This window comes from Hanstruepera marina (assembly GCF_019880635.1).
In the GTDB taxonomy this organism is placed as follows: Bacteria; Bacteroidota; Bacteroidia; order Flavobacteriales; family Flavobacteriaceae; genus Hanstruepera; species Hanstruepera marina.
Map to the genome: position 1 here is coordinate 931,109 of NZ_JAINVX010000001.1, position 26,392 is coordinate 957,500.

Consider the following 26,392-nt stretch of genomic DNA (forward strand, 5'->3'; position numbering starts at 1 on the left):
ATGGCATATTCACCGAGACTTAAAGAAGAGTATAAAAGCAGAGTAATTGCAGCTCTTACAGACGAATTTGGTTATAGTAATGTTATGCAAGTGCCAAAACTTCAAAAGATAGTTTTATCTAAAGGAGTTGGTGCAGCAGTTGCAGACAAAAAGTTAATTGATCACGCCGTTGAAGAATTAACAACTATAACAGGACAAAAAGCTATAGCAACAATGTCTAAAAAAGACGTTGCATCATTCAAATTACGTAAAGGTATGCCAATTGGAGCAAAAGTTACGTTAAGAGGAGAAAGAATGTACGAATTTTTAGACCGTTTAATTACATCAGCCTTACCACGTGTAAGAGATTTTAATGGAATTAAAGCTACAGGATTTGACGGAAGAGGTAATTACAATTTAGGTATAACCGAGCAAATTATATTCCCAGAGATTGATATCGATAAGGTAAACAAGATTTCTGGTATGGATATTACATTTGTAACTTCTGCAGAAACTGATAAAGAAGCAAAATCATTATTAACCGAATTAGGATTACCTTTTCAAAAGAATTAAGATATGGCTAAAGAATCAATGAAAGCCCGTGAGGTAAAAAGAGCAAAAACGGTAGCAAAGTATGCTGAAAAACGCAAAGCTTTAAAAGAAGCTGGCGATTATGAAGCATTACAAAAATTACCAAAAAATGCTTCTCCTGTACGTATGCACAACCGTTGCAAATTAACAGGAAGACCAAAAGGTTATATGAGAACATTTGGTATTTCTCGTGTATTGTTCAGAGAAATGGCTAACCAAGGATTAATCCCTGGTGTTAAAAAAGCAAGTTGGTAAAAAATTATTAATTGGTTTCAGGTTTAATTCCGATAGTCGTAATTAAAAACCGTTACCGCAAATTTATAACTATGTATACAGATCCAATAGCGGATTATTTAACAAGAATTAGAAACGCAGTGCGTGCTAACCACAGAGTGGTTGAGATTCCTGCATCTAATCTTAAAAAAGAAATCACTAAAATATTATTCGATCAAGGATATATTTTAAGTTACAAATTCGAAGATTCAGCTGTACAAGGGACTATCAAGATAGCGCTTAAGTACAACAAGGAAACTAAAGAACCTGTAATTAAGAAGATTCAAAGAATAAGTAAACCAGGTTTACGTAAGTACGCAAGTTCAAAAGAACTTCCTAGAATTCTTAATGGTCTTGGTATTGCAATCGTTTCTACCTCCCATGGTGTAATGACTGGAAAACAAGCTCAAAGAGAAAATGTTGGAGGTGAAGTACTTTGTTACGTTTACTAATTTTAAAAAGACTATAAGACATGTCAAGAATAGGTAATAACCCAGTAGCAATTCCAGAAGGAGTTACAGTTGAAGTCAACGATAACATAGTTACAGTAAAAGGAAAATTAGGTGAGTTAACTCAAGAATTTTCAAACGTATCTATCAAAGTTGAAGAAGGAAATGTTTTAGTTGAGCGTTCTTCAGATAAAAAAGAAGATAAAGCTAAACATGGTCTTTATAGAGCACTTATTTTCAATATGATTGAAGGTGTATCTAAAGGATGGACAAAAGAGTTAGAGTTAGTAGGTGTTGGATATAGAGCAACAAATCAAGGTCAAAAACTAGATTTAGCTTTAGGTTTTTCGCATAATATCATTTTAGATTTAGCTCCTGAAGTTAAAGTAGAAACGGTATCAGAAAAAGGAAAGAACCCTATAGTAAAACTAACTTCTCACGATAAGCAATTGGTTGGACAAGTTGCAGCCAAAATACGCGGATTTAGAAAACCAGAACCTTACAAAGGTAAAGGTGTGAAGTTTGTTGGTGAACAAATAAGAAGAAAAGCAGGTAAATCAGCTTAATAATTAAGTTATGGCATTAACAAAGAACGAAAGACGATTAAGAATTAAGAACAGAGTTCGTAAAATAGTTTCAGGTACTGAAGCTAGACCAAGATTATCTGTTTTTAGAAGTAATAAAGAAATTTATGCTCAAATAGTTGATGACGTTACTGGTAAAACTATCAGTGCTGCATCTTCAAGAGATAAAGACATTAGTTCTGCAAAAGGTACAAAAACAGAAGTTGCTGCATTAGTAGGAAAAGCTGTTGCTGAAAAAGCCCTTAAAGCAGGTGTAGAAACAATCTCTTTTGATAGAGGAGGTTATTTATATCACGGAAGAGTAAAATCATTAGCAGAAGGTGCTAGAGAAGCAGGACTTAAATTCTAAGAAATTATGTATCAGAAATACAAAAGCGCAGAGCTAGTAAAACCAAGTGGATTAGATCTTAAAGATCGTTTAGTTGGAGTACAAAGAGTTACAAAGGTAACTAAAGGTGGTAGAGCATTCGGATTTTCAGCAATAGTTGTTGTTGGTGACGAAGCTGGAGTTGTTGGTCACGGATTAGGGAAATCTAAAGATGTGGCTAGTGCAATTGCAAAAGCTGTTGAAGACGCCAAGAAAAATTTAGTGCGTATACCAATCGTAAAAGGAACCTTACCTCACGAACAAAAAGGTAAATATGGTGGAGCAAGAGTAAACATCATTCCTGCAGCTCCTGGTACAGGAGTTATTGCTGGTGGTGCTGTAAGAACAGTACTTGAAGCAGTAGGTGTACACGATGTATTATCAAAATCTCAAGGTTCATCTAACCCACATAATGTTGTAAAAGCAACTTTTGATGCTTTATTACAATTAAGAGATGCAAGAACAATTGCTCGTGACAGAGGAATTTCTCTTGAAAAAGTTTTTAAAGGATAATAAAGGAAAACGATGGCAAAGATTAAAGTTAAAAAAGTAAGAAGTGCAATCAATCGTACTAAAAGACAAAAGCTAACATTAGAAGCTTTAGGTCTTAAAAAGATTGGTCAAGTAGTAGAGCACGATGCCACACCAAATATCCTTGGTATGGTTGCTAAAGTTTCACATTTAGTTTCTGTTGAAGAAACAAAATAATAAAACACTGAAATGGATTTAAGTAATTTAAAACCTGCAGAGGGTTCAGTTAAAAGTCAAGGTAAACGAGTAGGTAGAGGACAAGGTTCTGGAAAAGGTGGTACTGCAACACGTGGTCACAAAGGAGCAAAGTCGCGTTCTGGTTATTCAAAGAAAATTGGTTTTGAAGGTGGTCAAATGCCGCTTCAAAGACGTGTGCCTAAGTTTGGCTTTACAAATATCAATCGTGTAGAGTATCAAGGTGTAAATTTAGATACTTTACAACTAATGGTAGATGACAAGAAAATAAAAGATACTGTAGATTTAGACACATTAATGGCTTTAAACCTAGTTGGCAAGAACGATCTTGTTAAGATTTTAGGAAGAGGTGAATTAAAAGCTAAATTAACAGTAACAGCACATAAGTTTACTGCATCGGCAAAAGCTGCTATTGAAGCTGCTGGAGGAGAAGCTGTAACTTTATAATCCCCATATAAGCGCATGAAATTTATAGAGACATTAAAAAATGTTTGGAAAATAGAAGAACTAAGAAACAGAATTATAGTAACATTAAGTCTGTTATTGGTTTACCGTTTTGGTGCACAAGTAGTTTTACCTGGTATTGATGCTGCGCAATTAGAAGGATTACAAGGTAGTACAGAAGATGGGTTGTTAGGTTTATTAAATGCTTTTACAGGAGGTGCTTTTGCTAACGCTTCTGTATTTGCTTTAGGAATTATGCCATATATATCAGCTTCTATTGTTGTACAATTAATGGGAATAGCTATTCCTTACCTACAAAAATTACAAAAAGAAGGTGCTAGTGGTCAGAAGAAAATTAATCAAATTACACGATGGTTAACCATTGCAATTTGTTTGGTTCAAGCACCAGGCTATTTAGCAAGTTTACCGGCTTTAGGAATTCCAACTTCGGCCTTTTTATTAGGTCAAGGTACCTTATTCTATTTTTCATCTGTTATTATTTTAGTAACAGGCTGTATCTTCGCGATGTGGTTAGGAGAAAAAATTACAGATAAGGGTATTGGTAATGGTATTTCGTTATTGATTATGGTGGGTATTATTGCAACCTTACCAAAAAACTTCTTATTAAATGCATCGTCTAGATTAGAAACTAATAGCGTGATGCTAATTCTTTTTGAATTGGTAATCTGGTTATTAATCATTCTAGCTTCAGTTATGCTAGTAATGGCAGTAAGAAAAATTGCAGTACAATACGCAAGACGTACAGCATCTGGTGGTTATGAAAAGAATGTTTTTGGATCTAGACAATATATTCCTTTAAAATTAAATGCGTCTGGTGTAATGCCAATCATTTTTGCACAAGCCATTATGTTTGTTCCAAGTTTAATAGGTGGTTCATCTTTCTTAAAGGAGACTTCTGCTGGACTGTGGATGCAAGCTAACTTTGCAGATATTTTTGGGTTTTGGTATAATGTAGTATTTGCTTTTTTAATTATTGTGTTTACATATTTTTACACGGCAATTACGGTACCTACCAATAAAATGGCAGACGACTTAAAGCGAAGCGGTGGTTTTATTCCTGGTATTCGTCCAGGGAGTGAAACATCTGAATATTTAGATAAGATTATGTCTCAAATAACCTTACCAGGTTCAATATTTTTAGCGCTTATTGCTGTGTTCCCTGCAATTATTGTTAAGCTAATGAATGTACAATCTGGATGGGCTTTATTTTTCGGAGGGACATCATTATTAATTATGGTTGGAGTTGCAATTGACACTATGCAACAAGTAAATTCATACTTGTTGAATAGACACTATGACGGCTTGATGAAAACAGGTAAAAATAGAAAAGCAGTAGCTTAATATATATACTATGGCAAAACAGGCAGCAATAGAACAAGACGGAACAATTATAGAAGCATTATCAAATGCTATGTTTCGTGTTGAATTAGAAAATGGTCACATTGTGACAGCACATATATCTGGTAAAATGCGTATGCATTACATTAAGTTATTACCAGGAGATAAAGTAAAATTAGAAATGAGCCCGTACGATTTAACAAAGGCTCGAATAACTTATAGATACTAATACGATGAAAGTAAGAGCATCAGTAAAAAAGAGAAGTGCAGACTGTAAGATCGTCCGCAGAAAAGGTAGACTTTACGTCATTAACAAAAAGAATCCTAGATTCAAACAAAGACAAGGTTAATTATTATGGCAAGAATTGCAGGTGTAGACATACCAAAAAACAAAAGAGGAGTAATCTCACTTACCTATATCTATGGAATAGGTAAAAGTAGAGCAAAAGAAATTTTAGCTACTGCTAAAGTTGATGAAAGTACTAAAGTTCAAGATTGGACAGATGACGAAATTGGAAACATTCGTGAAGCTGTAGGATCTTACACTATTGAAGGTGAATTACGTTCTGAAACACAATTAAACATTAAGAGATTAATGGATATTGGATGTTACAGAGGTATACGTCATAGAGCTGGTCTTCCATTAAGAGGACAACGTACTAAAAACAACTCTAGAACAAGAAAAGGTAGAAGAAAAACTGTTGCTAACAAAAAAATGGCAACTAAATAAAAATTAGACAATAGTCATTAGAGTTTAGAGGTTAGATGAATCTGTTTGAAATAGCAATGTTTAGGATTCTAACAACTAAAAACTAACAACTAGAAACTTAAAAAATATGGCAAAGTCAAGTACTAAAAAACGTAAAGTAATTGTAGATGCAATTGGTGAAGCACACGTAACAGCTTCTTTTAACAACATCATCATCTCTCTTACAAACAAAAAAGGCGATGTAATTTCATGGTCTTCAGCTGGTAAAATGGGATTCCGTGGATCTAAAAAGAACACACCTTATGCTGCACAATTAGCTGCAGAAGATGCTGCGGCAGTTGCACAAGAAGCTGGATTAAAGAAAGTAAAAGTTTATGTTAAAGGTCCTGGAAATGGTAGAGAATCTGCTATTCGTTCAATTCACAATGCAGGTATAGAGGTAACAGAAATTATTGATGTTACACCATTACCACATAATGGTTGTAGACCTCCAAAACGTAGAAGAGTATAATTTACATTATTAGAATCATTAATATCAACTGTTTAAACGGTTGATATTAATTTTTTTATACGTAAATTTGCAAACCGAAAAAAATAATAAACAAGTATCAACGAGAGACCAACGATTATCGAAGGATAAGATTAAGACCTTAATTCATAATCACTCTCATAATTTAATTTTATAAAATGGCAAGATATACTGGTCCTAAAACTAAAATAGCTCGTAAATTTGGTGAAGCTATTTATGGAGAAGATAAGTCTTTTGAAAAGAGAAATTATCCTCCAGGTCAACATGGTGCAAACAAGCGTCGTGGTAAAAAATCTGAATACGCTATCCAATTAATGGAAAAACAAAAAGCAAAATACACTTACGGTATTTTAGAGCGTCAATTCAGAAACATGTTCAAAAAAGCAACAGCTGCTCCTGGAATTACTGGTGAGGTGTTGCTACAATTATGTGAATCGCGTTTAGATAACGTTGTTTTCAGAATGGGCATGTCTCCTTCAAGAAGTGGTGCAAGACAATTAGTATCGCATAGACACATTACTGTAAACGGTGAAATCGTAAATATCCCATCTTACCAATTAAAAGCTGGTGATGTTGTTGCAGTAAGAGAAAAATCAAAATCACTTGAATCAATTACTAATTCATTAGCAAACTCAAGTAACGTGTACGAATGGATTACTTGGAATAATGACACGAAGGAAGGAACTTATGTATCGGTTCCTGCAAGAATTCAGATTCCAGAAAATATCAACGAGCAATTCATCGTCGAATTATACTCTAAATAATAATTTAAAAACATTGGTATTTAGCCAAAGGGTTTATTGGTACTTCTTCAAACTTTTAAACCGCGCAACTAAATAACAATTAAAACGAAGAAATAATATGGCAGTATTTAGTTTTCAAAAACCCGACAAAGTAATCATGATTGATTCAACTGACTTTGAAGGGAAATTCGAATTTAGACCTTTAGAACCAGGTTATGGTTTAACAGTTGGAAATGCATTAAGAAGAGTTTTATTGTCTTCTTTAGAAGGTTTTGCAATCACATCGGTTAGAATTGAAGGTGTAGATCACGAGTTCTCTACAATAGCAGGTGTTGTTGAAGATGTTACTGAAATGATTTTAAATTTAAAACAAATCCGTTTTAAAAGACAAATCGAAGATGTAGACAACGAATCAGTTTCTATTTCTATTTCGGGTCAAGAACAAATTACAGCGGGCGATTTCCAAAAGTTTATTTCAGGATTCCAAGTATTAAATTCAGAATTAGTAATCTGTAATTTAGATCCTAAAGTGAACATCAATATGGAAATTACCATTGAAAAAGGAAGAGGTTATGTTCCAGCAGAAGAAAACAAAAAAGCTTCAGCTCCAATAGGAACAATCTTTACAGATTCAATCTACACACCAATTAAAAATGTTAAGTATAGCATTGAAAATTATCGTGTAGAGCAAAAAACAGATTACGAAAAATTAGTTTTCGAAATCATTACAGATGGTTCTATTAACCCACAAGATGCGTTAACTGAAGCCGCTAAAACATTAATTCATCACTTCATGTTATTCTCTGATGAGCGTATTACATTAGAAGCTGATGAAATTGCACAGACTGAAACTTATGATGAAGAATCCCTTCACATGAGACAACTATTAAAAACGAAATTAGTTGATATGGATCTTTCTGTTCGTGCATTAAATTGTTTAAAAGCAGCAGAAGTTGATACTTTAGGTGATTTAGTATCATTCAACAAAAACGATTTAATGAAGTTCCGTAACTTCGGTAAAAAATCTTTAACAGAGCTTGAAGAGCTTGTAAACGTTAAAGGATTGAATTTCGGGATGGATTTATCAAAATATAAGTTAGATAAAGATTAATTAATCATATTTTGCTCCCACGCAATGGCGTGGTTTGGTAGCAAGATGATAAAACAAACGTCATGAGACACGGAAAAAAAACGAATCATTTAGGTAGAAAAACAGCTCACAGAAAAGCAATGTTAGCCAATATGGCTTGTTCTTTAATAGAGCACAAGCGTATTAATACAACCGTTGCCAAAGCTAAAGCTTTAAAGCAATTTGTTGAGCCTTTAGTAACTAAGTCTAAAGAAGATACAACACATAACAGACGTATTGTTATGTCGCGTTTAAGACAAAAAGAAGCTGTTGCTGAATTATTCAGAGAAGTTGCCCCTAAAGTTGGTGATAGACCAGGAGGTTACACCAGAATTATTAAATTAGGAAATCGTTTAGGTGATAACGCTGATATGGCTATGATAGAATTAGTTGACTACAACGAAATCTATAACGCAGATAAAGCGAAGAAGAAAACAACGCGTAGAAGTAGACGAGGAGGCTCAAAACCTGCCGCTGCTGCTCCAGTTGAGACTCAAGCAACAAACGAAGAAGAATAAATGTTAATAAGCATTTAAAATATAAAGGATAATCTATTTTAGGTTATCCTTTTTTTTATGCAATTTTGCAAAACCTTTTTTTAGAAATGAAATACAACAAACGAGACAAAGCTATAGTTCTACTTGCAGATGGAACTATATTTCACGGCAAATCAATTGGCAAAAAAGGAACTGCTTTTGGCGAAGTATGTTTCAATACGGGAACAACAGGTTATCAGGAAATATTTACCGATCCTTCCTACTTTGGGCAGCTTATGGTAACTACGAATGCGCATATAGGGAATTATGGAACGCATGAAGATGAAATAGAATCTGATTCAATTAAGATTTCAGGATTAATTTGTAAAAATTTCAGTTTTAACTATTCTAGACCTTCAGCTGAAGGAAACCTTGAGCAATTTTTTGAAAAGCATAATGTTTTGGCTATTTCAGATGTTGATACCAGAGCTTTAGTATCATATATCAGAGATAATGGTGCTATGAATGCAGTAATTTCAACAGATGTTGATAATATTGATGGTCTAAAAAAGCAGTTGGCAGACGTACCAAATATGGAAGGTTTGGAGTTGGCTTCAAAAGTATCAACTAAAGCCCCTTATTATTTTGGTGATGAAAATGCCAAGTATAAAATTGCTGCTTTGGATATTGGTGTAAAAAAGAATATTCTACGTAATCTGGCCAAACGTGATGCTTACATTAAAGTTTTTCCATATAACTCTAAATTTGAAGATTTAGAGGCATTCGAACCAGATGGGTATTTCTTGTCTAATGGACCAGGTGATCCTGAACCATTGGTTGAAGCTCAAGCTGTGGCAAAGGAAGTTATAAGCAGGAATTTACCACTGTTTGGAATTTGTTTAGGGCATCAGGTTATTGCTCTAGCTAATGGTATTTCAACTTACAAAATGCATCATGGACACCGAGGAATAAATCATCCAGTTATCAATAAAGTAACAGGAAAGGGTGAAATTACCTCGCAAAACCATGGTTTTGCTATCAATCGAGAAGAAACTGAAAAGCATCCTGATGTAGAAATAACTCATGTACATCTAAATGATCATACAGTTGCAGGAATTAAGATGAAATCTAAAAACTGTTTTTCTGTACAATATCATCCAGAAGCTAGTCCTGGACCAAATGATTCAACCTATCTTTTTGATCAGTTTATAGAAAACATCAAAAACGCATAAATTGAAAAGCCTCAAAGAATTTCAAGTTTCTTTGAGGTTTTTTTATTACGAAAACATTATCGTAAGAATTTAATACAATACTCATATAAAGAATATGCTTTAGTAAGAGTATTTTGTAAATTTGTAATCCAATTAAAAAATCAACTAAATGAGCATTATAATTGATATTCACGCAAGACAAATTTTAGATTCACGTGGTAACCCAACAGTTGAAGTTGATGTTGTTACCGAAAACGGTATCATGGGACGAGCAGCTGTTCCATCTGGTGCATCAACTGGAGAACATGAAGCTGTAGAGTTAAGAGATGGCGGTTCTGCTTTTATGGGTAAAGGTGTTTCTCAAGCAGTTAATAATGTTAACACTGTTATTGCTCAAGAATTACTTGGTGTTTCTGTTTTTGAACAGAATATGATTGATCAAATGATGATTGATTTAGATGGCACGCTAAATAAATCAAAATTAGGGGCTAATGCTATTTTGGGTGTTTCTCTTGCTGCTGCAAAAGCTGCTGCAAACGAGCTAGGTCAACCTTTGTATCGTTATGTAGGTGGTGTTTCGGCAAATACACTTCCGGTTCCAATGATGAACATCATCAATGGAGGTTCGCATTCCGATGCTCCAATTGCATTTCAAGAATTTATGATTATGCCCGTAAAGTCTAAAAATTTCACCCATGCTATGCAAATGGGAACCGAGATTTTCCATAACTTGAAAAAAGTATTGCATGATAGAGGTTTGAGCACAGCCGTAGGTGATGAAGGTGGTTTTGCCCCAACTTTAGATGGAACCGAAGACGCTTTGGATACCATTGCTAAAGCGGTTGAAAAAGCAGGATATCAATTGGGTAATGATGTGATGATTGCTTTAGATTGCGCTTCAGCGGAATTCTATATTGATGGGAAATATGATTATACCAAGTTTGAAGGAGATAAAGGTCAGATAAGAACCAGTCAGGAACAAGCTAATTATTTAGCTGAATTATGTGAAAAGTATCCAATAATATCAATTGAAGATGGGATGGACGAAAACGATTGGGACGGTTGGAAATACCTAACCGAAAAAGTAGGCGATAAGGTTCAGTTAGTAGGTGATGATTTATTTGTGACTAACGTAGAACGTTTATCTCGAGGTATTGAAAATAGTATTGCTAATTCTATTCTTATAAAAGTAAATCAAATAGGAACATTAACCGAAACCATTGCAGCTGTAAATATGGCGCATAATGCAGGTTATACTTCTGTAATGTCGCATCGTTCTGGCGAAACAGAAGACAATACCATTGCCGATCTAGCTGTGGCTTTAAACACAGGACAAATTAAAACAGGTTCGGCTTCACGTAGCGATCGTATGGCTAAATACAATCAATTGTTACGTATAGAGGAAGAACTAGGGCATGTGGCTTATTATCCTCAAGAAAAAGCATTTAAGGTTAAGTAAAACCTTTACAATTTTATAGTTTTAAGCGATTACTATTTACTGGTAATCGCTTTTTTTGTGATAATAAATTTTAGTAATATCAAAATTGATAAATCCTTTCTGTATTCTTTATATATCGTGAGATATTTCGTATTTTAGTAGCGTCAAATTCGACACCTAAATATCAAAAATTTTATAAAGAATATGTCAGATAAAGCTACAATAGAAATTAACGGTCAAAAATACGATTTTCCATTAGTTAAAGGAACTGAAGATGAAGTTGCTATTGATATAAAGTCATTACGAAGTGCTACCAATGGTGTAGTTACAATAGACCCTGGTTACAAGAACACAGGTTCATGTACAAGTGCGATTACGTTTTTAGATGGAGAAAAGGGGATTTTAAGATACAGAGGGTATTCTATTGAAGAATTAGCTGAAAAGGCTGACTTTTTAGAGGTTGCTTATTTATTGATTTTTGGTGAATTGCCAACTCAAGAGCAGTTGGATAAATTTCATGCAGATATTAAAAGCCACTCGATTGTAGATGATGATGTTCGTAAGATTGTAGATGCTTTTCCAAAATCAGCTCATCCAATGGGTGTTTTGGCGTCTTTAACAAGTGCCTTAACAGCATTTAATCCATCTTCAGTAAATGTAAATTCTGAAGAGGACATGTATAAAGCCATTGTACGTATAATGGGTAAATTCCCAGTATTGGTGGCTTGGACTCTACGTAAAAAACACGGTTTACCATTAGATTATGGTGACAAGAATTTAGGCTATGTTGAGAACGTTCTTAAGATGATGTTCAAACAACCAAATGAAGATTATAATTTAGACCCAGTGGTAGTCGATGCTTTAGATAAATTATTAATTCTTCATGCCGATCACGAACAAAACTGCTCAACTTCAACAGTAAGAATTGTTGGTTCGTCTCATGCTGGATTATTTGCTTCCTTATCTTCAGGTATTTCTGCGCTTTGGGGTCCACTTCACGGTGGTGCTAATCAGGCTGTTTTAGAAATGCTAGAGGCTATAAAAGAAGATGGTGGAGACACTAAAAAATATATGGCTAAAGCAAAAGATAAAGAAGATCCTTTCCGTTTAATGGGATTCGGGCATCGTGTCTATAAAAACTTTGATCCTCGAGCGAGAATCATCAAGAAATCTGCAGATGAGGTTTTAGGAAATTTAGGTATTGAGGATCCAATTCTAGATATAGCCAAAGGGTTAGAAAAAGAGGCTTTGGAAGATTCATACTTTGTAGATAGAAAACTATATCCAAACGTTGATTTCTATTCAGGTATTATTTACCGTGCCATGGGAATACCAACTGATATGTTTACGGTTATGTTTGCTTTAGGCCGTTTGCCAGGTTGGATTGCGCAATGGCGTGAAATGCGTTTAAACAATGAGCCAATTGGTAGACCAAGACAAATTTACACTGGAGAAACGTTAAGGCCTTTTAAAGCTATCAATAAGCGTTAATACTATTAATATCATATTTAAGCTTCATAGATTCTATGAAGCTTTTTTTATATTTACAGCATGCTAAAACTAAATGTTAAAAACGAAACATCACGATTGCGAGCCGTTGTATTGGGAACTGCAAAAAGTAATGGACCCACACCTAGTATTGAAGATGCTTACGACCCAAAATCGTTGGAACATATAAAAGCTGGGACTTACCCTCTTGAAGAGGATATGGTAAAAGAAATGGAAGCTGTTGCAGCTGTTTTTGAGAAATATGATGTTCAAGTATTTCGTCCAGAGATTATAAAAGATTGTAACCAAATTTTCACTCGTGATATCGCTTTTGTAATAGATGATAAGTTTGTAAAAGCCAATATTCTTCCAGACAGAGAAGAGGAATTTACAGCTATCGAGCATGTTTGGAAGCAAGTCCCCAAAGAACAGAGAATTCGGTTACCAGAACATTGCCACATTGAAGGAGGTGATGTGATGTTGTATAACGACTATATTTTTATTGGCACGTATAGAGGCGACGATTATTCCGATTATATAATTGCCAGAACCAATATGGCTGCAGTAGAAGCTATGCAAGAATTGTTTCCTCATAAAAAAATTAAGTCGTTTGATTTACGGAAGTCCAATACTAACCCACGGGAAAATGCTTTGCATTTGGATTGCTGCTTTCAGCCTGTTGGAAAAGGGAAAGCCATTCTTCATAAAAATGGTTTTTTGATTGAAGAAGAATATAACTGGCTGCTCAATTTCTTTGGAAAAGAAAATGTATTCGAGATAGATAAGGAAGAAATGTACAATATGAACAGTAATATTTTTTCAATTTCTGAAGATGTTGTTATTTCCGAAAAAAACTTTACCAGATTAAATGCATGGTTGCGCAATCAAGGCATTACAGTAGAGGAAGTGCCTTATGCTGAAATAGCCAAGCAAGAAGGTTTACTCCGTTGCTCGACCTTACCATTAATACGGGATTAACTTTATTCTATTTTACAAATTATTGTAACATCTGCGGTTTCGCCAACACGAAATGTACCGTAATCTTCGCCAATTTTGTAATCTAAACGATTAATCTCCAGGTCACCTTCAAATGTATTGTTCTTAAAAGTAAATGGAATAGTCACTGTTTTTGTGACCCCATGTATGGTCATCTCTCCTGTGGTTTGATAACCATCATTGGTTTTGGTAACCGTGTTAGATTTGTAGCAGATAGTCTCATAATTTTCTACATCAAAAAAATCAGCAGACCGCAAGTCTTTATCACGTTTGTCATTTTTTGTATTAATACTTTTGGCATCTATACAAATATCAAAACTAGAACCTGAAATATTTGATTCACTAAAATTAAAATCACCTTTCATACCTGTGAATGTACCTTTGACTGTAAAAATACCACCTCCGGAAATTTTAAATTTAACTTCCGATTTATTTGAATTTATGGTTTGTGCTTGGGCAACATAAGTTGTAGCCAATATAAAATAAACCAATAAAGCACTTTTTAAAATTTTCATAACGTCAAGTTTTAGAGTTTGTTTAGTCGTTGCAAAAACGATTCCATTTCTTTAAAAATAAAAAAAAGGAACTACATTTCTGTAGTTCCTCGACTTATAATTACGTTAAATGTTGCCTTATAAAGCTTCAACCATTAAACCATCATCTGTTTTTTCAACCTTGGCAACTTTGTTTTTTGTCAAGTCTTTAATGGCTTTATCCCATTTTTTATTGCTTAAACCAGATTGTCCCTTTAGATCATTCAAATCCATTTTTTCAGACTTGTTTAAAATCTCCAAAACCGCTTTAGCATCTTCACTAATAGCCAATGGTTTTTTTTCAGGTTTCATTTGCGGGAAGAATAACACTTCCTGAATAGATTGGTTATTGGTCAAAAACATGATTAGTCTATCCATTCCAATTCCCATGCCCGACGTAGGTGGCATTCCGTATTCCAAAGCACGTAAAAAATCGTAATCAATAAACTCGGTAGCTTCATCATCTCCTTTTGCTGCTAGTTTTAATTGATGCTCAAAACGCTCACGTTGGTCAATAGGGTCATTTAGTTCAGAATAGGCATTGGCAATTTCCTTACCACAAACCATCAATTCAAAACGTTCGGTCAATTCAGGGTTATCGCGATGCTCTTTACACAACGGGCTCATTTCTTTTGGATAATCTGTTATGAAAGTTGGTTGTATGTAATTGCCCTCACACTTTTCACCAAAAATCTCATCAATCAGTTTGCCTTTGCCCATCGTATCATCTACTTCAATGTCCATATCTTTGGCAGCTTGACGAATTTCGGCTTCTGTTTTTCCGGTAATATCAAAACCTGTAAAGTGTTTTATGGAATCAGCCATAGTTACTCGAGCATAAGGTGCTTTGAAATCAATTTCATGCTTGCCAAAAGTGGCTTTGGTTGTTCCGTTAACGGCAATAGCGCAAAATTCCAGAAGTTGCTCACAGAAATCCATCATCCAGTTGTAATCTTTATAAGCCACATAAATTTCCATAGCTGTAAACTCTGGGTTGTGAGTTCTGTCCATACCTTCATTTCGGAAGTTTTTGGAAAACTCATAAACCCCATCAAAACCACCAACAATCAAACGCTTTAAATACAATTCGTTGGCAATTCGCATGTATAATGGAATATCTAAAGTATTATGATGAGTGACAAAAGGTCTAGCTGCTGCACCACCAGGAATAGGTTGAAGTATTGGCGTTTCAACTTCAAAATAACCAGCTTTGTTAAAGAAATCACGCATAGCATTAAAAAGCTTGGTACGTTTCATAAATACATCCTTAACATGTGGATTTACAACCAAGTCTGCATAACGCTGTCTGTAACGTTGTTCAGGGTCGGTAAAAGCATCATGGACTTTACCATCGGCATCAACACGTGGTTGAGGTAAAGGTTTTAGGGCTTTACTTAAAATGGTAAAATCTTTTACCATAACGGTTTTTTCACCAACTTTGGTGGTGAATAACTCGCCTTCTACACCTATAAAATCACCAATATCCAGCAATTTTTTGTAAATGGTGTTGTACTTTGTTTTGTCTTCACCAGTACAAATTTCATCACGATTAAAATACACCTGAATTCGGCCATCACTATCTTGTAATTCAGCAAAACTAGCATTTCCTTGAATACGACGCGACATTAATCGACCAGCAATTACTACCTTCTTACCTTCCTTAAAGTTCTGTTTCACCTGTTTGGAAGTCTCTTCCACAGGAAACAAATCTGCAGGATAAGGGTTAATGCCTAACTCACGTAATTTGGTAAGCTTGTCTCTTCGTACTAATTCTTGTTCAGATAATTGCGACATAAATTATATGGTGTTTTTTTTGAAGGCACAAAGATAATCACTATTCATTAGGTTTTCAATTTATTATATTGAAATTAACGTGTAACAAAATTGTATTTTTTGTGACTTATTAAGTACAATCATCAATTAAAATCAATCACATGAGTTTTTGGAGAGTTTTACTTTCAATTATTTGTCCGCCACTAGCAGTTTTAGACAGAGGTTGCGGCTCAATTCTAATCGTCTTTTTATTGTGGCTTTGCGGCTGGGTTCCTGGCGTGATAGCTGCTTTGGTAATTTTGAATAATCCGAAATCCTAATCGCTAAAATAGTTGTAATTTTGTAGTCTATGAATAAAACAGTTTCCATTCAGGAATTAGGCTTAAAAGACTACAAAGAAACTTGGGATTATCAAGAGACATTATTTAAAGACATTGTTGATACCAAGATTAAAAATCGACGTGAAGATGCTAATTTACAAACACCTAACTATTTTTTGTTTGTCGAACATCCACATGTTTATACGTTAGGAAAAAGTGGCGATATGTCTAATTTGTTGGTAGATGAAAAACAATTAGCTCAAAAAGGTGCCACATTTTATAAAGTTAATCGCGGAGGTGATATTACGTATCATGGTCCTGGACAAATTGTTGGCTATCCTATTTTGGACTTGGATAACTTTTTTACCGATATTCATAAATACCTACGGTTTTTGGAAGAAATGATTATCCTCACATTAGCCGAATATGGTCTTAAAGCCGAGCGTAGCCAAGGCAAAACAGGTGTTTGGTTGGATGTAGGAACGCCTTTTGCCAGAAAGATTTGCGCCATGGGTGTTCGTGCCAGTCGTTGGGTAACTATGCATGGCTTTGCTTTGAACGTCAATGCTGATTTAGGCTATTTTGACAATATGATTCCTTGTGGTATTCGTGGTAAAGCAGTTACTTCTTTAAATGTTGAACTAGGTAAACAAACAGTTGATGAAGCTGAAGTAAAAGAAAAGCTGTTAAAGCATTTTGCTAATTTGTTTGAAGCTGAATTACAACCTCAAGAAGCAAAAGTTTGATTTTTATGTAAACGTTATAAGATATTCATATATTTGTAAATGAATATAACTTACATTTATGAAGCAGTTTTACTTGTCACTATTTTTAGTAGCTTTCTTTTTCGATTCACACTCCCAAAATTCTTTTAATTATACTGTTGAATCTATACCCTATCAAGAGTTTCAGGAACAAGATATCATACAGTTTAACGGTGATGATTTTTATTCAGATGTTATTGATTTACCATTCCTATTTGATTTTTATGGATTGACAGGTCAGACTGAACTGGTAGTTGGTTCAAACGGAGATATAGTTTTTGATGCATCACAGGCAAATACAGGTGATCCTTGGCAAATAAATGCTGCTCCTATTCCTGATTATGCCAATGTACCGCGTTCTGCTATATTTGGTCCTTATCACGATATGGACAATAGTGTTGCTTCATCCGAAGGAGGTGTTTATTATGGGGTTTCTGGAGAATCTCCAAATAGGCGTTTTTATATTTTTTATGAAGATATTCCGCAATATTATTGTAATGAACTGCTCTCAACATCTCAAATAGTACTGCATGAGTCTTCAGGAATAATAGATGTGTTAATTAAAAACAAAGCTATTTGTAATACATGGAATAATGGACGCGCCATTTTGGGTATTCAAAATCAATTTGGCACAAAAGGCATTGCACCACCAAATAGAAATACTGGTCAATGGGAAGCGTATAACGAAGGTTGGCGTTTTAAGCCAACAGGTGATTTTAATGTGGTCATTTGTGATATAAATAATGACAATAGTGAATTGTTTAATATTGATGATTATAAAACAAGGGTTCTAGGGTTGTTTAATTTAGATGCTTCAGAAAATACAGTTGATATTTTAGATGCATCCAATGCATCGGTTTCAGGTGATGTTGCCATTAGTTCTGGGAATAATAATTTCACCATAGTTATAAACCCAACTATAGATAATGCGCAATTTGAGTTAACTGTAAGTTTTACTAACTGTGATAATGACGATGAGAATGATGGTATTCCTAATGATATGGAGGATGCCAATGGCAATGGTGATTTAGGCGATGATGATACGGATGGTGATGGTATTCCAAACTATCAAGATGATGACGATGATGGTGACACAGTCATTTCAGAATATGAAATTGTTTTTGGTGGTAGAACTTCCAATAATAGGGTTAATCCACCTACATTTTTAGATACAGATAATGATGGTATTCCAAACCATTTGGATATGGATGATGATGGTGATGGTGTTATTACCTTGGATGAAGACTACAATGATAATGGTGACCCTACCGATGACGATGTAAATGGAAATGGTATTCCTGACTATCTAGATGCTCAACAGTTAAGTGTCGAAGACATTAGCATAAACACAAAGTTGTTTACAGTATATCCAAATCCTGCAACCAATATGCTTAATGTGCAATTTCCTGCAGAAATTACTTTTTCTGATTCAGCGATTGAATTAAAAGTTTATGATATGCAAGGTAGACAGATTTTACAATCTCAAAATAAGTTGTCAAATAATAGGACTAAAATTAATGTGCAAAGTCTTGCGACTGGTCAATACATATTAGTGATTAAAAAGGACAACCTGTTAAAGGCAAAGAAGTTTATTGTAGAATAGAATTTTGGTCAACATGAAATTTATTTTCATTTTATTGGCAATCGTCGTACTTATTGTGATAGTAAGAAGCATTACAAAGAATCGCAACACCCAAGAATCTAAAATAAGTGCTTTTGAGCATCCCAGTACGTTTAAAAAACCGCCAATAGAAATGTCAACAAAAGAACCGATTAAAACAATTTCTTTTGAAAAGAATAACAGTTCTAAACCTGATGATGCTTTTGATGTTACTAAAAGTTAGTTAGATTCTGCTTCTAATTCTAAAATCATTTTCTTGATTATGGACACTTGCCCTAAATGGTAGTAGCTGTGTTCAATAACGCCTTCAATATTTCTTCGGTAGGTTCCATATTTTTCATCAACAAAAGGTAAGTCTAGGTCTGTATCTGATAATTGTTCAACATAATTAGCAAAGCGTTCTGCATTTTGCCACAAGTTGTTTAATAAATCATCCCATTCTTTTTGGGTTGTAATTTTTGGATGGTCAAAACTGTATTTATCTTTAATGGTTAGAGAACCTCCTGCAAATACAGGAAGTATGCCTTCAATATAATAATTAATATGATAAGCCAATGCTAAAAGCATATTTAGAGAACCAACTTTTGTAGTGGCTTGTTTTACAGTTGTGCCAGATAAGGCTTTTTTGTAATTGGTATTGGCAATCCAAGTGCCATTTAGTAAAACTTCTCTAAAACGATTGGCTAGTTGTTTTGCAGATGGCATGAGTTAGTGTGTATTTAATATTAAATTGTATTGTTTTTTTCAATTCATTTCTTTAGAAAAGGTTTTTGAAAAAACTTAAGAATATTTGGTGTCCAGAATTCATATTGATTAAATAAGTTATAAAAATCCAGTTTCTTCAACAAGCGCTTTTTTGCTATTTAAAAGTAAATAATAATAACTACAACATGATTTAAAATTAATAAACGTTTCGAAAATAATAAGAAAAATAAAACTAGTTAAAATCTAAAATAATAGTTTCTCCATATCTTAGATTATAAAAAATTATTACGTGAGTAGGATAAGGAGAAGAAGGAGGAAACATACTTTGATTAACATTTAAAGGAAAGGTCAATTCTGTACCATTTGAATTAACCGAAACATAATTCTCATCATATTGATAAATAGTAATATTGTGAGCGGCAATTCGTAAACCAGGCACCAAATTATTTCCAGTAAGAATTAAAGTGTCGTTAAAGTTGTAACTTGTTTGATTTGAAGAAATAATATCAGGAGCATTTTCAACTAATATATCAATTTCAAAATCTGATATGGATATCACTTCGTTATCTACAATATATTTTAATTTATAATCAGTTGAAGAAACAATGTCTTGAGGGAATTCGATAAAAAAAGACGTGTCTAAATCATTATTTGAAGTCATGAAGGTGTAGTAATTGTAATGGTTTAAGTCATAACTATTTTGATTGTTTTCTAAAATAATTTTTGAATTAGGAACAGTTAGATCAACATTTCTAGTTCTGACTTTCGGTGTGGCATTGTAGTAGTATCTAGTAAACAAATTTGATGTGTTGTGAGCACTATTTATAGAATAAAATCTAACCCATTTAGTTCTGACTGTGTAAGTATTGGTAGATTGGTTAGCGGCAGTTACAACATATTGAACATCTTCTGTAAAATCTTGAGGTTCTTCATTGTTGGGGGAAATTGTAGCGCCATCAGATATTGTAATAGTTGGGGAAATATTGGAAGGATTATGGTAAGTTTCTATGTCAATAGTTAGGTTTGAATGATTAATTACGCCTTCGAAAATATCTCCGTTAATGTCAAACTGGAAAGATAAAATTTGTTTTTCTCCTGACAGAGCAGTGTTGTTGGTTATTACAGTATATGTAGCATCGTTACCATTTTGCGCTGTTACGGTATATTCTAGGTCTAAACTGAAATCCCGTTGTGTTAATGGACTTGGATTGATAGTAGCGTTAGGGGAGATTTCAATTTCTGGAATCAAAAGGTTATTTAACTCTAATCCTGTAGATTCAATTGTAATAACTCTATTTTGATGGTCTATTTCTCCTTGAAAAATGATGTCATTTGGTTTGATGCTAAAAGATGTTATTTTGTTATCTGAACTTATTACAGTTACACTGTAGGTTGCTTTATCTCCATTTTCGGCAGTAACTGTGTACCTAACAACATTATTAAATAATTGGGGATTAGTTGCAGAAGGGGAAATTGTCGCGTTTTTTGATATTTCAATTATTGGAGTAATCGGACTTGATAGATCTAAATTATTCGTGGTAATTCCAATGGTTTTAGTTGTATGATTAATTATCCCAACAAATTCTTCATCATTTCCATTTATAATAAACGAAGTAATTTTATTCTCAGAATTTAAGTTAGGTTCAGCATCTTTTGAACAATTAAAGAAAATTGAAGATAATAACAGTAGTAAATAAATGCTTGGGTTTTTTAATGATTTGGTTTTGATAAAAAGCATAAATGAGGTTTTTGTTAAAAAGGTTAAATTAGTAATTTTTGTTAAATAAATCTGAATTTTCGCACACAATTTAATCACATTTAATTTCAACAAAATCTTCTTTTTTTTTCATCATATTCAACATATGTCTTTTCGATTAAAACCATTTCATTATTTACTACTTTGTATGTTGCGTTTATATGACTTCTTCCTGCACAGTATTGGTTATGTTCAATATATTTGGTGAAAAATAATCCGATTACTTCAGAAATAGGTCAATCTGAAAAACCAATTAAATTATATATTGAATCATTCAACTGAAATCGCAATCCTGAAATTCTATTTTCACAAGTTAATTTCCCCATTTCAATTTTCAATTCAGAAAAGTTCTTGATAGTATCCAAATTAATGTTGTTTTTGGTTTTGGATGAAATAAAATTATTGGAGTATAATTCAACTTGATTTTTATTCTCTTCTAAATTAGAGCAAGAAAATAAAATCAGAAACACTGTTATTACAGTAAAGTATTTCATTTTAAATGAATAAAATTTTATTGTTATTTACTCAACGCCTCCCATTCTTCTTCGGTTGCTGGATCTTTTTGATATTCCATAACGCCTAACCATTTACCATCTTTTTTTACCAATAACATTTCAAAATGCACCGCAATTTCTTGTTTGTTGTCACCATTAGCATCAGAGGTCCAATAGTTAAATATCCCTGTTTCATGAGCAGTGGTGTCATCACCAATGCGTTGCGATAAACGAAAGGTAACACCTGCTTTGTTTTTGCCGGCTTTGGTATCGTCAAAACCTTGTTTCCAGCCAGCAAGTGCTTTCGCTAATGGCACAGATGTTTTGTTTGGTCCTGTTGCGAAAATAACCACAGCGTCTGGATGGTAAGCTGCACCATAGCCCTCAAAGTCACCATCTGAAACGGTTTTAGAAAGAGCTTCCCAATACTTGTCTAGTTCTGCTATTCGTAGAGAATCTGGATTGATTTCAAAACTTGGTAATACAGGTGAATGAGCAGAAATAGTTTGAACGGAAACTAATATTGCAATGAGTAGAATAATTTTTCGCATGATTTTAGATAAAACAGTTAAACACTCATAAGGTCTGATAATTTTATTAGAAAGACAAAAAATCAACCTTCGGCATTAAAAAATACTTTGTAGTAGTGCATTTTCTTTTCGTCGTCGTAGCCACGCTCTAGATATTCGCTTGAAGCTTCAGGCGCATCAATATCTAGCTTAATTTGAATGTTGGTATCGAGCTTGATTTCGGTTTTTATTTTTTTCTTTTCCTTATTGACTACCAAATCAGATACATCAAATTGATTACGAATAACAATATCCTTTTCGCCTTCAAAGGTTTTTTTATAGTCGTCAAAAAGTGTTTTATGCTTATCCTCTTCAAAAATATCCTCTTTAAATTCCTCAACCTTTACAATTTCATGTTCTTTCAAAAAGTCGATAGTTTTTGCCAAGAATGTATTTTGCTCTTGGTTGCCGTAGGATATCTTCAAGATATCTTCAGAAAAATCTTTGCAAAGCTCCAGATACTGTTGTGTATGGCTATTGGCATCATCGGCATACTTGATATTTAGGAAATGATTAGTCCAATATTGCGCATCGTAATTATTGTTGTCTGCACTCAATACAATGTGACCTTCGGTATCACTCTGGTTTAGAATTAAACAGCCTTTATCTACTTTTTTACTGCTAATACCTTTTTGTACCAATACATCATAACTATTGTTTTCCAGATAGGTTTGAAAGAAATTAATCTTGTTTTCTATTTTAAAAACACCTAGAGCATTGGTGGTTATCTCATTAAATTCAATGCCTTCAAATAGAACAACCAAAACGTCTCCTGTTTTTATTTGTGCTGAATTGGACTGTTCAAATAAATGCTTGACAATATGTTTTGAGGTCTCAATAAAATCATCTTCATCATTAAAAATTTGCGCGCTGTAAGTATTGATTTCGTTTAATGAAATATCGGCATGATGGTTAAATCTGTACGATTGCACCACAGAGCCAAAAGGTCTCAATAAAAATGGCAGCATGAGCTCATAGCTGGCTTCATCAAAATGAACTTCTTTTTCTGAAAAGGCATTTTTGGTATTGTTGAATTTGTTGCCAACTTTATGGATAATACATCTAGAAATAGAGGCTTGGGTACGTTTTATCATGTGTTGCGAGTCAAAACTGACTAGTTTATTTAAGTTGAAATTTAATTAATTTGATAGATAAGAATAGTATCGCTTTCTCCTTTGGTAACAAACTCTAGGTTACGGTCTTTGTCCATGTTTTCCATATCTATTTGAGATGTGCCATAAACAGGAAAGTTGGACAGTAGCTTGGCGTTGCTATCAAAAAGATATACCTTTTGGGTTTGGATATCAGTAACAGTGACATAAATTTTATCGTTGATATAGAATATTTTAGGTTCACTGTAATTTCCGTAATCCAACTCGTAGGTATTTTGCTTGATTCGCAGTTTGTTTTCAGAAAGCGCTACTAGCGTTTTACTGGTTGTAACAAGGTCATGCGATTCAATTATGCCTATATCTTGCGAAGCTGTATTGCCATTGTTGTCAATAGTTACCAATTTGCCGTTTGTTGTTGTAGTGGCAAAATTACCTTTGTAAAGGTACATGGCTTCAGGGGAATAGTTGAAGGTGTTTTTTGGTGTTATTCTTGTTTTTCCGGTTCTGTCAAGTATGTATAGTTTATAGGCTGTTTTAATTAGCAGATAATCTTTACGACCAATTCTTATATGTTGCGGTTGGTGGATGATGTTATCAGCTGCATTTTTAAAATTAAACCCTTTTACTGTTTTTCCTTTGGCATCCAACATAAATACCTCTTTGCCTTGCGTGACCAATAAGCGATATTTTTTATTATTGTCATAATCAAAAACCGAGAGCGGTTGTGTAATGGCATCGTTAAATTTTAAAGGAAAAGGCGATACGTCTTTGCCGTTTCTGTCCAACACATAAATACGGCTTTTTGTTGCAAAAGCTAATTGCAAGCGACCGTTTTTATACATGTCTATTTGCTCAATGCGACCTAAAACAGCGCCTTGAAGTTGTTTTTTCCATAGAATTTTTCCACTATTTGAAATAAGATATAGGTTGTTGTTGATATCTTGAACAACAATGTCTTTTTCATTGGTTACATGATTGGTGACCAATTGAGGTGTGTTCAATAGATCGGCATCTAATTTAATGGAACTGGATTCTGAAATAGAATTTTCATATACACGAGTCTTTGCCTTTTGAATTACGGCATTAACATGTGCAAAATTTGAATCGTAAATAAATTGGATGCCGGAAGTTTGATAGTTGTCTAATTTGAAATTCAAATCATCTCCCAGGTTTCTGTTTAAAAGTGTTTCCAATATATTGTAATTAACAACACTTAAAATAGAGGCTTCGTCGCTAAACTTTTCTTGCAATAAATTGTAGTGATTTCTCGAACTGTAGGTTGTTTGGTTTTTGTAACTCGATATAATGTTTTGAAGCAAATCCATATTATCCGAAAACACAATAAAATTATCTACAATACAATATTTGTCTGCTTTTGTATAATTTATAAACGGATTAAAAGCCTGTTTAAAAAGTTCTGGGTTGCTAAAACCCAAAATATCTACGCCACGATAGGTGTCCAAAATATCTTGGTCATTCAATAAGGCATCTTTTGTAATGTATATATCTAATGAATTCAAGACAACCGCTTGAATATCCTTTTCGTAAATCACACCTGCTTCAATAATGTTGTCAAAAAGCAAAGGATGAGAAGCTATAGAGTCTAATTGCTCAATAGCTTTTAGATTGTTGTGAAAAACATTAAAATCGTTGAAAGTAAGACTTAAAAAACCATCACTATTCGCTGGTGTAATTTGTGATAGCCTATTTTCTTGCGGAAAGGTGTTTTTAAAGGCATCAATTAGTTTTTTTGTAGAGTCTGACGAACGTGTTACACCATTAATAAGGATTTCATTTTGATTGATATCCACATCAAAAAAAAGATAATCCGTCAAACTTTTTGTTGCGATATCTGAATTGATAAATAGCGACCTAATATCATTGTCTTCTTTCTTATTGATTAAAACAGATAATTGGTTTTCATCGCTTGATGAGTTGACTAAAGATTCTAGTTGCGGATGAATTCTAGGCGATTTTAAAGTGCTGTTTAGCAATTCTTGGTTAGTGGCGCCAATAAAAATACTGTCTTTTATTACGCTAAAAAGAATATTGTGGTCTACAGTGCTTTTGGTGATGGTTTTAGACTGATAGTTTAAAGTTTCTATACTGTGGTTTGGTAAAGAGTCAATATCAAATAAATTAGCTTTTAGTTTGGTTATTATGGTAAATTGTAAACTGTCCTGTTTATCCTTAAAAAGGGAAACATAAATATCGTCTTCGGTTTTAAGGTACTGAATTAAACCTAGTTTTTTTGACAAGTTTTGATAGGAACTTGAGGATTCCAATTGTTGTAAAAACGGATTGTTGTTGATATTGCCATTTAAGCTACCAACATTTTGGACTTTGATAATTGCCGAAGCATCAGCGTTGAGGTAATCAGTAATTTTAGTTTTTTTAGTAGAAGAATCACAGCCAAAAATTAGCGTGATTAAAATAGCATAAAAACAAACCTTTTTCATTAACGAGGGAATTTGTACAAATCTATATAAATAATATATGCCTTTAAAATGATTGCAGTTCTAATTCATAAATCCAATTGCAATTGTTCGGGTAATAAACGAAACGATTTTCTATGGTATTTTGTAATACCATATTGTTTTATAGCTTCACGATGTTCTTTTGTTGGGTACCCTTTGTTTTGTTTCCAGTTATACATCGGGAATTCTTCGTGTATTTTTTCCATGTAGGCATCGCGATAGGTTTTTGCTAAGACAGATGCTGCTGCAATACTTAAATATTTACTGTCACCTTTTATAATAGTATTAAAGGGAATATTATTTAGAGGTTTAAACTTATTGCCATCTACAATAATGTATTCCGGATTTGGATTCAATTGCTCAATTGATTGATGCATAGCCAAAATAGAAGCGTTCAAGATATTTATTTTGTCAATTTCTTTAGGATAAATGTGAGCGAATGCAAAAGTAATGGCTTCTTGTTCAATAATAGGTTTTAGATTATTACGTTTAATTTCAGATAGTTGTTTAGAATCATTTAGAATATTGTTATTAAAATTTTGAGGTAAAATTACTGCGGCAGCAGTAACAGGGCCGGCTAGACAACCACGACCCGCTTCGTCAGTACCACATTCATATTCAAAACCTGAATAATTTAATTTTAGCATTTAAATAATTCTTAATATAATGGCGTTATTGTAAATTGTATATACATTTGCAAGGTCGAAAAAATTATTATGCGGAAAATAATATTATTAGGTTTTTTATTTTGTTTTTTTTCAACCTTATATGGGCAAA

Annotated in this window: 34 protein-coding genes (1 of these 34 only partly in view); 25 read left to right on the forward strand and 9 right to left on the reverse strand. The window is 33.6% G+C overall.

Going from position 1 to position 26,392, the window contains the following annotated elements:
* The 20 genes from rplE to K7G76_RS04435 all read left to right on the forward strand — a co-directional run bounded on the left by rplE (position 1) and on the right by K7G76_RS04435 (position 13,473).
* A complete protein-coding gene (gene rplE / locus K7G76_RS04340; RefSeq protein ID WP_223032967.1) occupies positions 1 to 552 on the forward strand; it encodes a 50S ribosomal protein L5 in 552 nt (183 codons plus the stop codon).
* 3 nt (positions 553 to 555) lie between these two features.
* Complete coding sequence (rpsN, locus tag K7G76_RS04345; RefSeq protein ID WP_223032968.1) at positions 556 to 825, forward strand: 30S ribosomal protein S14; 270 nt, start codon at positions 556 to 558, stop codon at positions 823 to 825.
* Positions 826 to 896: 71 nt separating this feature from the next.
* Positions 897 to 1,295 (forward strand): 30S ribosomal protein S8, encoded by a 399-nt coding sequence (rpsH, locus tag K7G76_RS04350; protein ID WP_104735697.1) that lies wholly within the window; start codon positions 897 to 899, stop codon positions 1,293 to 1,295.
* Positions 1,296 to 1,315: 20 nt separating this feature from the next.
* Complete coding sequence (gene rplF, locus K7G76_RS04355; protein ID WP_223032969.1) at positions 1,316 to 1,858, forward strand: 50S ribosomal protein L6; 543 nt, start codon at positions 1,316 to 1,318, stop codon at positions 1,856 to 1,858.
* 10 nt (positions 1,859 to 1,868) lie between these two features.
* Positions 1,869 to 2,225 (forward strand): 50S ribosomal protein L18, encoded by a 357-nt coding sequence (rplR, locus tag K7G76_RS04360; protein WP_223032970.1) that lies wholly within the window; start codon positions 1,869 to 1,871, stop codon positions 2,223 to 2,225.
* Positions 2,226 to 2,231: 6 nt separating this feature from the next.
* Positions 2,232 to 2,756, forward strand: coding sequence for a 30S ribosomal protein S5 (gene rpsE / locus K7G76_RS04365; protein WP_103051238.1), 525 nt, complete (start codon positions 2,232 to 2,234; stop codon positions 2,754 to 2,756).
* 12 nt (positions 2,757 to 2,768) lie between these two features.
* Entirely contained in the window at positions 2,769 to 2,951 is a 183-nt protein-coding gene (gene rpmD / locus K7G76_RS04370; RefSeq protein WP_104735700.1) for a 50S ribosomal protein L30, read from the forward strand.
* A gap of 12 nt (positions 2,952 to 2,963) precedes the next feature.
* Complete coding sequence (gene rplO / locus K7G76_RS04375) at positions 2,964 to 3,416, forward strand: 50S ribosomal protein L15 (protein ID WP_223032971.1); 453 nt, start codon at positions 2,964 to 2,966, stop codon at positions 3,414 to 3,416.
* Positions 3,417 to 3,431: 15 nt separating this feature from the next.
* Positions 3,432 to 4,775 (forward strand): preprotein translocase subunit SecY, encoded by a 1,344-nt coding sequence (gene secY / locus K7G76_RS04380; RefSeq protein WP_223032972.1) that lies wholly within the window; start codon positions 3,432 to 3,434, stop codon positions 4,773 to 4,775.
* Between the two features lie 10 nt (positions 4,776 to 4,785).
* The gene (gene infA, locus K7G76_RS04385; RefSeq protein WP_007094967.1) at positions 4,786 to 5,001 is read left to right on the forward strand and encodes a translation initiation factor IF-1; all 216 of its coding nucleotides are present in this window, start codon (positions 4,786 to 4,788) and stop codon (positions 4,999 to 5,001) included.
* Between the two features lie 4 nt (positions 5,002 to 5,005).
* The gene (gene ykgO / locus K7G76_RS04390; RefSeq protein WP_013305171.1) at positions 5,006 to 5,122 is read left to right on the forward strand and encodes a type B 50S ribosomal protein L36; all 117 of its coding nucleotides are present in this window, start codon (positions 5,006 to 5,008) and stop codon (positions 5,120 to 5,122) included.
* A gap of 5 nt (positions 5,123 to 5,127) precedes the next feature.
* Positions 5,128 to 5,502 carry a 30S ribosomal protein S13 gene (gene rpsM, locus K7G76_RS04395; RefSeq protein WP_223032973.1) on the forward strand — a complete coding sequence of 125 codons (375 nt, stop codon included), beginning with the start codon at positions 5,128 to 5,130 and terminating at the stop codon, positions 5,500 to 5,502.
* A gap of 106 nt (positions 5,503 to 5,608) precedes the next feature.
* A complete protein-coding gene (gene rpsK / locus K7G76_RS04400) occupies positions 5,609 to 5,992 on the forward strand; it encodes a 30S ribosomal protein S11 (protein WP_223032974.1) in 384 nt (127 codons plus the stop codon).
* A 176-nt stretch (positions 5,993 to 6,168) separates the two neighbouring features.
* Positions 6,169 to 6,774 carry a 30S ribosomal protein S4 gene (gene rpsD, locus K7G76_RS04405; RefSeq protein ID WP_223032975.1) on the forward strand — a complete coding sequence of 202 codons (606 nt, stop codon included), beginning with the start codon at positions 6,169 to 6,171 and terminating at the stop codon, positions 6,772 to 6,774.
* A gap of 97 nt (positions 6,775 to 6,871) precedes the next feature.
* Positions 6,872 to 7,864, forward strand: coding sequence for a DNA-directed RNA polymerase subunit alpha (locus tag K7G76_RS04410; RefSeq protein ID WP_223032976.1), 993 nt, complete (start codon positions 6,872 to 6,874; stop codon positions 7,862 to 7,864).
* Between the two features lie 62 nt (positions 7,865 to 7,926).
* The gene (gene rplQ / locus K7G76_RS04415) at positions 7,927 to 8,400 is read left to right on the forward strand and encodes a 50S ribosomal protein L17 (protein WP_223032977.1); all 474 of its coding nucleotides are present in this window, start codon (positions 7,927 to 7,929) and stop codon (positions 8,398 to 8,400) included.
* 86 nt (positions 8,401 to 8,486) lie between these two features.
* Positions 8,487 to 9,590 carry a glutamine-hydrolyzing carbamoyl-phosphate synthase small subunit gene (gene carA, locus K7G76_RS04420; RefSeq protein ID WP_223032978.1) on the forward strand — a complete coding sequence of 368 codons (1,104 nt, stop codon included), beginning with the start codon at positions 8,487 to 8,489 and terminating at the stop codon, positions 9,588 to 9,590.
* Between the two features lie 148 nt (positions 9,591 to 9,738).
* Complete coding sequence (gene eno, locus K7G76_RS04425) at positions 9,739 to 11,028, forward strand: phosphopyruvate hydratase (RefSeq protein WP_223032979.1); 1,290 nt, start codon at positions 9,739 to 9,741, stop codon at positions 11,026 to 11,028.
* 183 nt (positions 11,029 to 11,211) lie between these two features.
* A complete protein-coding gene (locus K7G76_RS04430) occupies positions 11,212 to 12,498 on the forward strand; it encodes a citrate synthase (protein WP_223032980.1) in 1,287 nt (428 codons plus the stop codon).
* A gap of 60 nt (positions 12,499 to 12,558) precedes the next feature.
* Positions 12,559 to 13,473 carry a dimethylarginine dimethylaminohydrolase family protein gene (locus K7G76_RS04435; RefSeq protein WP_223032981.1) on the forward strand — a complete coding sequence of 305 codons (915 nt, stop codon included), beginning with the start codon at positions 12,559 to 12,561 and terminating at the stop codon, positions 13,471 to 13,473.
* Between the two features lie 2 nt (positions 13,474 to 13,475).
* On the opposite strand, the gene K7G76_RS04440 is transcribed toward K7G76_RS04435, so the two are convergent.
* Complete coding sequence (locus tag K7G76_RS04440; RefSeq protein ID WP_223032982.1) at positions 13,476 to 14,006, reverse strand: YceI family protein; 531 nt, start codon at positions 14,004 to 14,006, stop codon at positions 13,476 to 13,478.
* A 117-nt stretch (positions 14,007 to 14,123) separates the two neighbouring features.
* Complete coding sequence (gene lysS, locus K7G76_RS04445) at positions 14,124 to 15,818, reverse strand: lysine--tRNA ligase (RefSeq protein ID WP_223032983.1); 1,695 nt, start codon at positions 15,816 to 15,818, stop codon at positions 14,124 to 14,126.
* A gap of 140 nt (positions 15,819 to 15,958) precedes the next feature.
* Here lysS and K7G76_RS04450 point away from each other — a divergent pair, with 140 nt between their 5' ends.
* From K7G76_RS04450 to K7G76_RS04465, 4 genes are read left to right on the forward strand one after another with little or no spacing between them, the layout of a single operon-like run.
* Positions 15,959 to 16,117, forward strand: coding sequence for a YqaE/Pmp3 family membrane protein (locus K7G76_RS04450; protein ID WP_104735715.1), 159 nt, complete (start codon positions 15,959 to 15,961; stop codon positions 16,115 to 16,117).
* A 29-nt stretch (positions 16,118 to 16,146) separates the two neighbouring features.
* Complete coding sequence (lipB, locus tag K7G76_RS04455) at positions 16,147 to 16,863, forward strand: lipoyl(octanoyl) transferase LipB (RefSeq protein WP_223032984.1); 717 nt, start codon at positions 16,147 to 16,149, stop codon at positions 16,861 to 16,863.
* 58 nt (positions 16,864 to 16,921) lie between these two features.
* Entirely contained in the window at positions 16,922 to 18,484 is a 1,563-nt protein-coding gene (locus K7G76_RS04460) for a T9SS type A sorting domain-containing protein (protein WP_223032985.1), read from the forward strand.
* A gap of 13 nt (positions 18,485 to 18,497) precedes the next feature.
* Entirely contained in the window at positions 18,498 to 18,725 is a 228-nt protein-coding gene (locus tag K7G76_RS04465; RefSeq protein WP_223032986.1) for a hypothetical protein, read from the forward strand.
* Here the strand turns inward: K7G76_RS04465 and K7G76_RS04470 are convergent.
* The 7 genes from K7G76_RS04470 to K7G76_RS04500 form a co-directional block, all read right to left on the reverse strand.
* Complete coding sequence (locus K7G76_RS04470) at positions 18,722 to 19,207, reverse strand: DinB family protein (RefSeq protein WP_223032987.1); 486 nt, start codon at positions 19,205 to 19,207, stop codon at positions 18,722 to 18,724. The genes K7G76_RS04465 and K7G76_RS04470 overlap by 4 nt on opposite strands.
* 232 nt (positions 19,208 to 19,439) lie before the next feature.
* Positions 19,440 to 20,945 carry a DUF5018 domain-containing protein gene (locus K7G76_RS04475; RefSeq protein WP_223032988.1) on the reverse strand — a complete coding sequence of 502 codons (1,506 nt, stop codon included), beginning with the start codon at positions 20,943 to 20,945 and terminating at the stop codon, positions 19,440 to 19,442.
* Positions 20,946 to 21,199: 254 nt separating this feature from the next.
* Entirely contained in the window at positions 21,200 to 21,457 is a 258-nt protein-coding gene (locus K7G76_RS04480; RefSeq protein ID WP_223032989.1) for a hypothetical protein, read from the reverse strand.
* A gap of 23 nt (positions 21,458 to 21,480) precedes the next feature.
* On the reverse strand, positions 21,481 to 22,008 hold the full coding sequence (locus K7G76_RS04485; RefSeq protein ID WP_223032990.1) for a nuclear transport factor 2 family protein: 528 nt from the start codon (positions 22,006 to 22,008) through the stop codon (positions 21,481 to 21,483).
* Between the two features lie 62 nt (positions 22,009 to 22,070).
* Entirely contained in the window at positions 22,071 to 23,120 is a 1,050-nt protein-coding gene (locus K7G76_RS04490) for a nucleoid-associated protein (protein ID WP_223032991.1), read from the reverse strand.
* Between the two features lie 41 nt (positions 23,121 to 23,161).
* On the reverse strand, positions 23,162 to 25,597 hold the full coding sequence (locus K7G76_RS04495) for a ribonuclease HII (protein WP_223032992.1): 2,436 nt from the start codon (positions 25,595 to 25,597) through the stop codon (positions 23,162 to 23,164).
* Positions 25,598 to 25,662: 65 nt separating this feature from the next.
* On the reverse strand, positions 25,663 to 26,262 hold the full coding sequence (locus tag K7G76_RS04500) for a ribonuclease HII (protein ID WP_223032993.1): 600 nt from the start codon (positions 26,260 to 26,262) through the stop codon (positions 25,663 to 25,665).
* A gap of 69 nt (positions 26,263 to 26,331) precedes the next feature.
* On the opposite strand from K7G76_RS04500, the gene K7G76_RS04505 reads away from it, so the two are divergent.
* Positions 26,332 to 26,392: the 5' portion of a putative porin gene (locus K7G76_RS04505; RefSeq protein WP_223032994.1), read on the forward strand. It continues 1,922 nt past the right edge of the window; 61 of the gene's 1,983 nt are visible here — the first part of the coding sequence; the start codon lies at positions 26,332 to 26,334; its stop codon lies off the right edge, out of view.

Coding starts and splice junctions, on each gene's coding strand:
- rpmD (WP_104735700.1), top strand. CDS start 2,769: ATGGCAAAGATTAAAGTTAAAAAAGTAAGAAGTGCAATCAATCGTACT.
- carA (WP_223032978.1), top strand. CDS start 8,487: ATGAAATACAACAAACGAGACAAAGCTATAGTTCTACTTGCAGATGGA.
- K7G76_RS04480 (WP_223032989.1), bottom strand. CDS start 21,457: ATGAAATACTTTACTGTAATAACAGTGTTTCTGATTTTATTTTCTTGC.
- K7G76_RS04495 (WP_223032992.1), bottom strand. CDS start 25,597: ATGAAAAAGGTTTGTTTTTATGCTATTTTAATCACGCTAATTTTTGGC.
- K7G76_RS04410 (WP_223032976.1), top strand. CDS start 6,872: ATGGCAGTATTTAGTTTTCAAAAACCCGACAAAGTAATCATGATTGAT.
- K7G76_RS04450 (WP_104735715.1), top strand. CDS start 15,959: ATGAGTTTTTGGAGAGTTTTACTTTCAATTATTTGTCCGCCACTAGCA.
- rplO (WP_223032971.1), top strand. CDS start 2,964: ATGGATTTAAGTAATTTAAAACCTGCAGAGGGTTCAGTTAAAAGTCAA.
- K7G76_RS04500 (WP_223032993.1), bottom strand. CDS start 26,262: ATGCTAAAATTAAATTATTCAGGTTTTGAATATGAATGTGGTACTGAC.
- lysS (WP_223032983.1), bottom strand. CDS start 15,818: ATGTCGCAATTATCTGAACAAGAATTAGTACGAAGAGACAAGCTTACC.
- K7G76_RS04430 (WP_223032980.1), top strand. CDS start 11,212: ATGTCAGATAAAGCTACAATAGAAATTAACGGTCAAAAATACGATTTT.
- infA (WP_007094967.1), top strand. CDS start 4,786: ATGGCAAAACAGGCAGCAATAGAACAAGACGGAACAATTATAGAAGCA.
- ykgO (WP_013305171.1), top strand. CDS start 5,006: ATGAAAGTAAGAGCATCAGTAAAAAAGAGAAGTGCAGACTGTAAGATC.
- rpsK (WP_223032974.1), top strand. CDS start 5,609: ATGGCAAAGTCAAGTACTAAAAAACGTAAAGTAATTGTAGATGCAATT.
- eno (WP_223032979.1), top strand. CDS start 9,739: ATGAGCATTATAATTGATATTCACGCAAGACAAATTTTAGATTCACGT.
- K7G76_RS04490 (WP_223032991.1), bottom strand. CDS start 23,120: ATGATAAAACGTACCCAAGCCTCTATTTCTAGATGTATTATCCATAAA.
- lipB (WP_223032984.1), top strand. CDS start 16,147: ATGAATAAAACAGTTTCCATTCAGGAATTAGGCTTAAAAGACTACAAA.
- rpsE (WP_103051238.1), top strand. CDS start 2,232: ATGTATCAGAAATACAAAAGCGCAGAGCTAGTAAAACCAAGTGGATTA.
- K7G76_RS04460 (WP_223032985.1), top strand. CDS start 16,922: ATGAAGCAGTTTTACTTGTCACTATTTTTAGTAGCTTTCTTTTTCGAT.
- K7G76_RS04470 (WP_223032987.1), bottom strand. CDS start 19,207: ATGCCATCTGCAAAACAACTAGCCAATCGTTTTAGAGAAGTTTTACTA.
- rpsM (WP_223032973.1), top strand. CDS start 5,128: ATGGCAAGAATTGCAGGTGTAGACATACCAAAAAACAAAAGAGGAGTA.
- rplQ (WP_223032977.1), top strand. CDS start 7,927: ATGAGACACGGAAAAAAAACGAATCATTTAGGTAGAAAAACAGCTCAC.
- K7G76_RS04465 (WP_223032986.1), top strand. CDS start 18,498: ATGAAATTTATTTTCATTTTATTGGCAATCGTCGTACTTATTGTGATA.
- K7G76_RS04435 (WP_223032981.1), top strand. CDS start 12,559: ATGCTAAAACTAAATGTTAAAAACGAAACATCACGATTGCGAGCCGTT.
- K7G76_RS04440 (WP_223032982.1), bottom strand. CDS start 14,006: ATGAAAATTTTAAAAAGTGCTTTATTGGTTTATTTTATATTGGCTACA.
- K7G76_RS04485 (WP_223032990.1), bottom strand. CDS start 22,008: ATGCGAAAAATTATTCTACTCATTGCAATATTAGTTTCCGTTCAAACT.
- rpsN (WP_223032968.1), top strand. CDS start 556: ATGGCTAAAGAATCAATGAAAGCCCGTGAGGTAAAAAGAGCAAAAACG.
- K7G76_RS04475 (WP_223032988.1), bottom strand. CDS start 20,945: ATGCTTTTTATCAAAACCAAATCATTAAAAAACCCAAGCATTTATTTA.
- rpsH (WP_104735697.1), top strand. CDS start 897: ATGTATACAGATCCAATAGCGGATTATTTAACAAGAATTAGAAACGCA.
- rplF (WP_223032969.1), top strand. CDS start 1,316: ATGTCAAGAATAGGTAATAACCCAGTAGCAATTCCAGAAGGAGTTACA.
- rplE (WP_223032967.1), top strand. CDS start 1: ATGGCATATTCACCGAGACTTAAAGAAGAGTATAAAAGCAGAGTAATT.
- secY (WP_223032972.1), top strand. CDS start 3,432: ATGAAATTTATAGAGACATTAAAAAATGTTTGGAAAATAGAAGAACTA.
- rpsD (WP_223032975.1), top strand. CDS start 6,169: ATGGCAAGATATACTGGTCCTAAAACTAAAATAGCTCGTAAATTTGGT.
- rplR (WP_223032970.1), top strand. CDS start 1,869: ATGGCATTAACAAAGAACGAAAGACGATTAAGAATTAAGAACAGAGTT.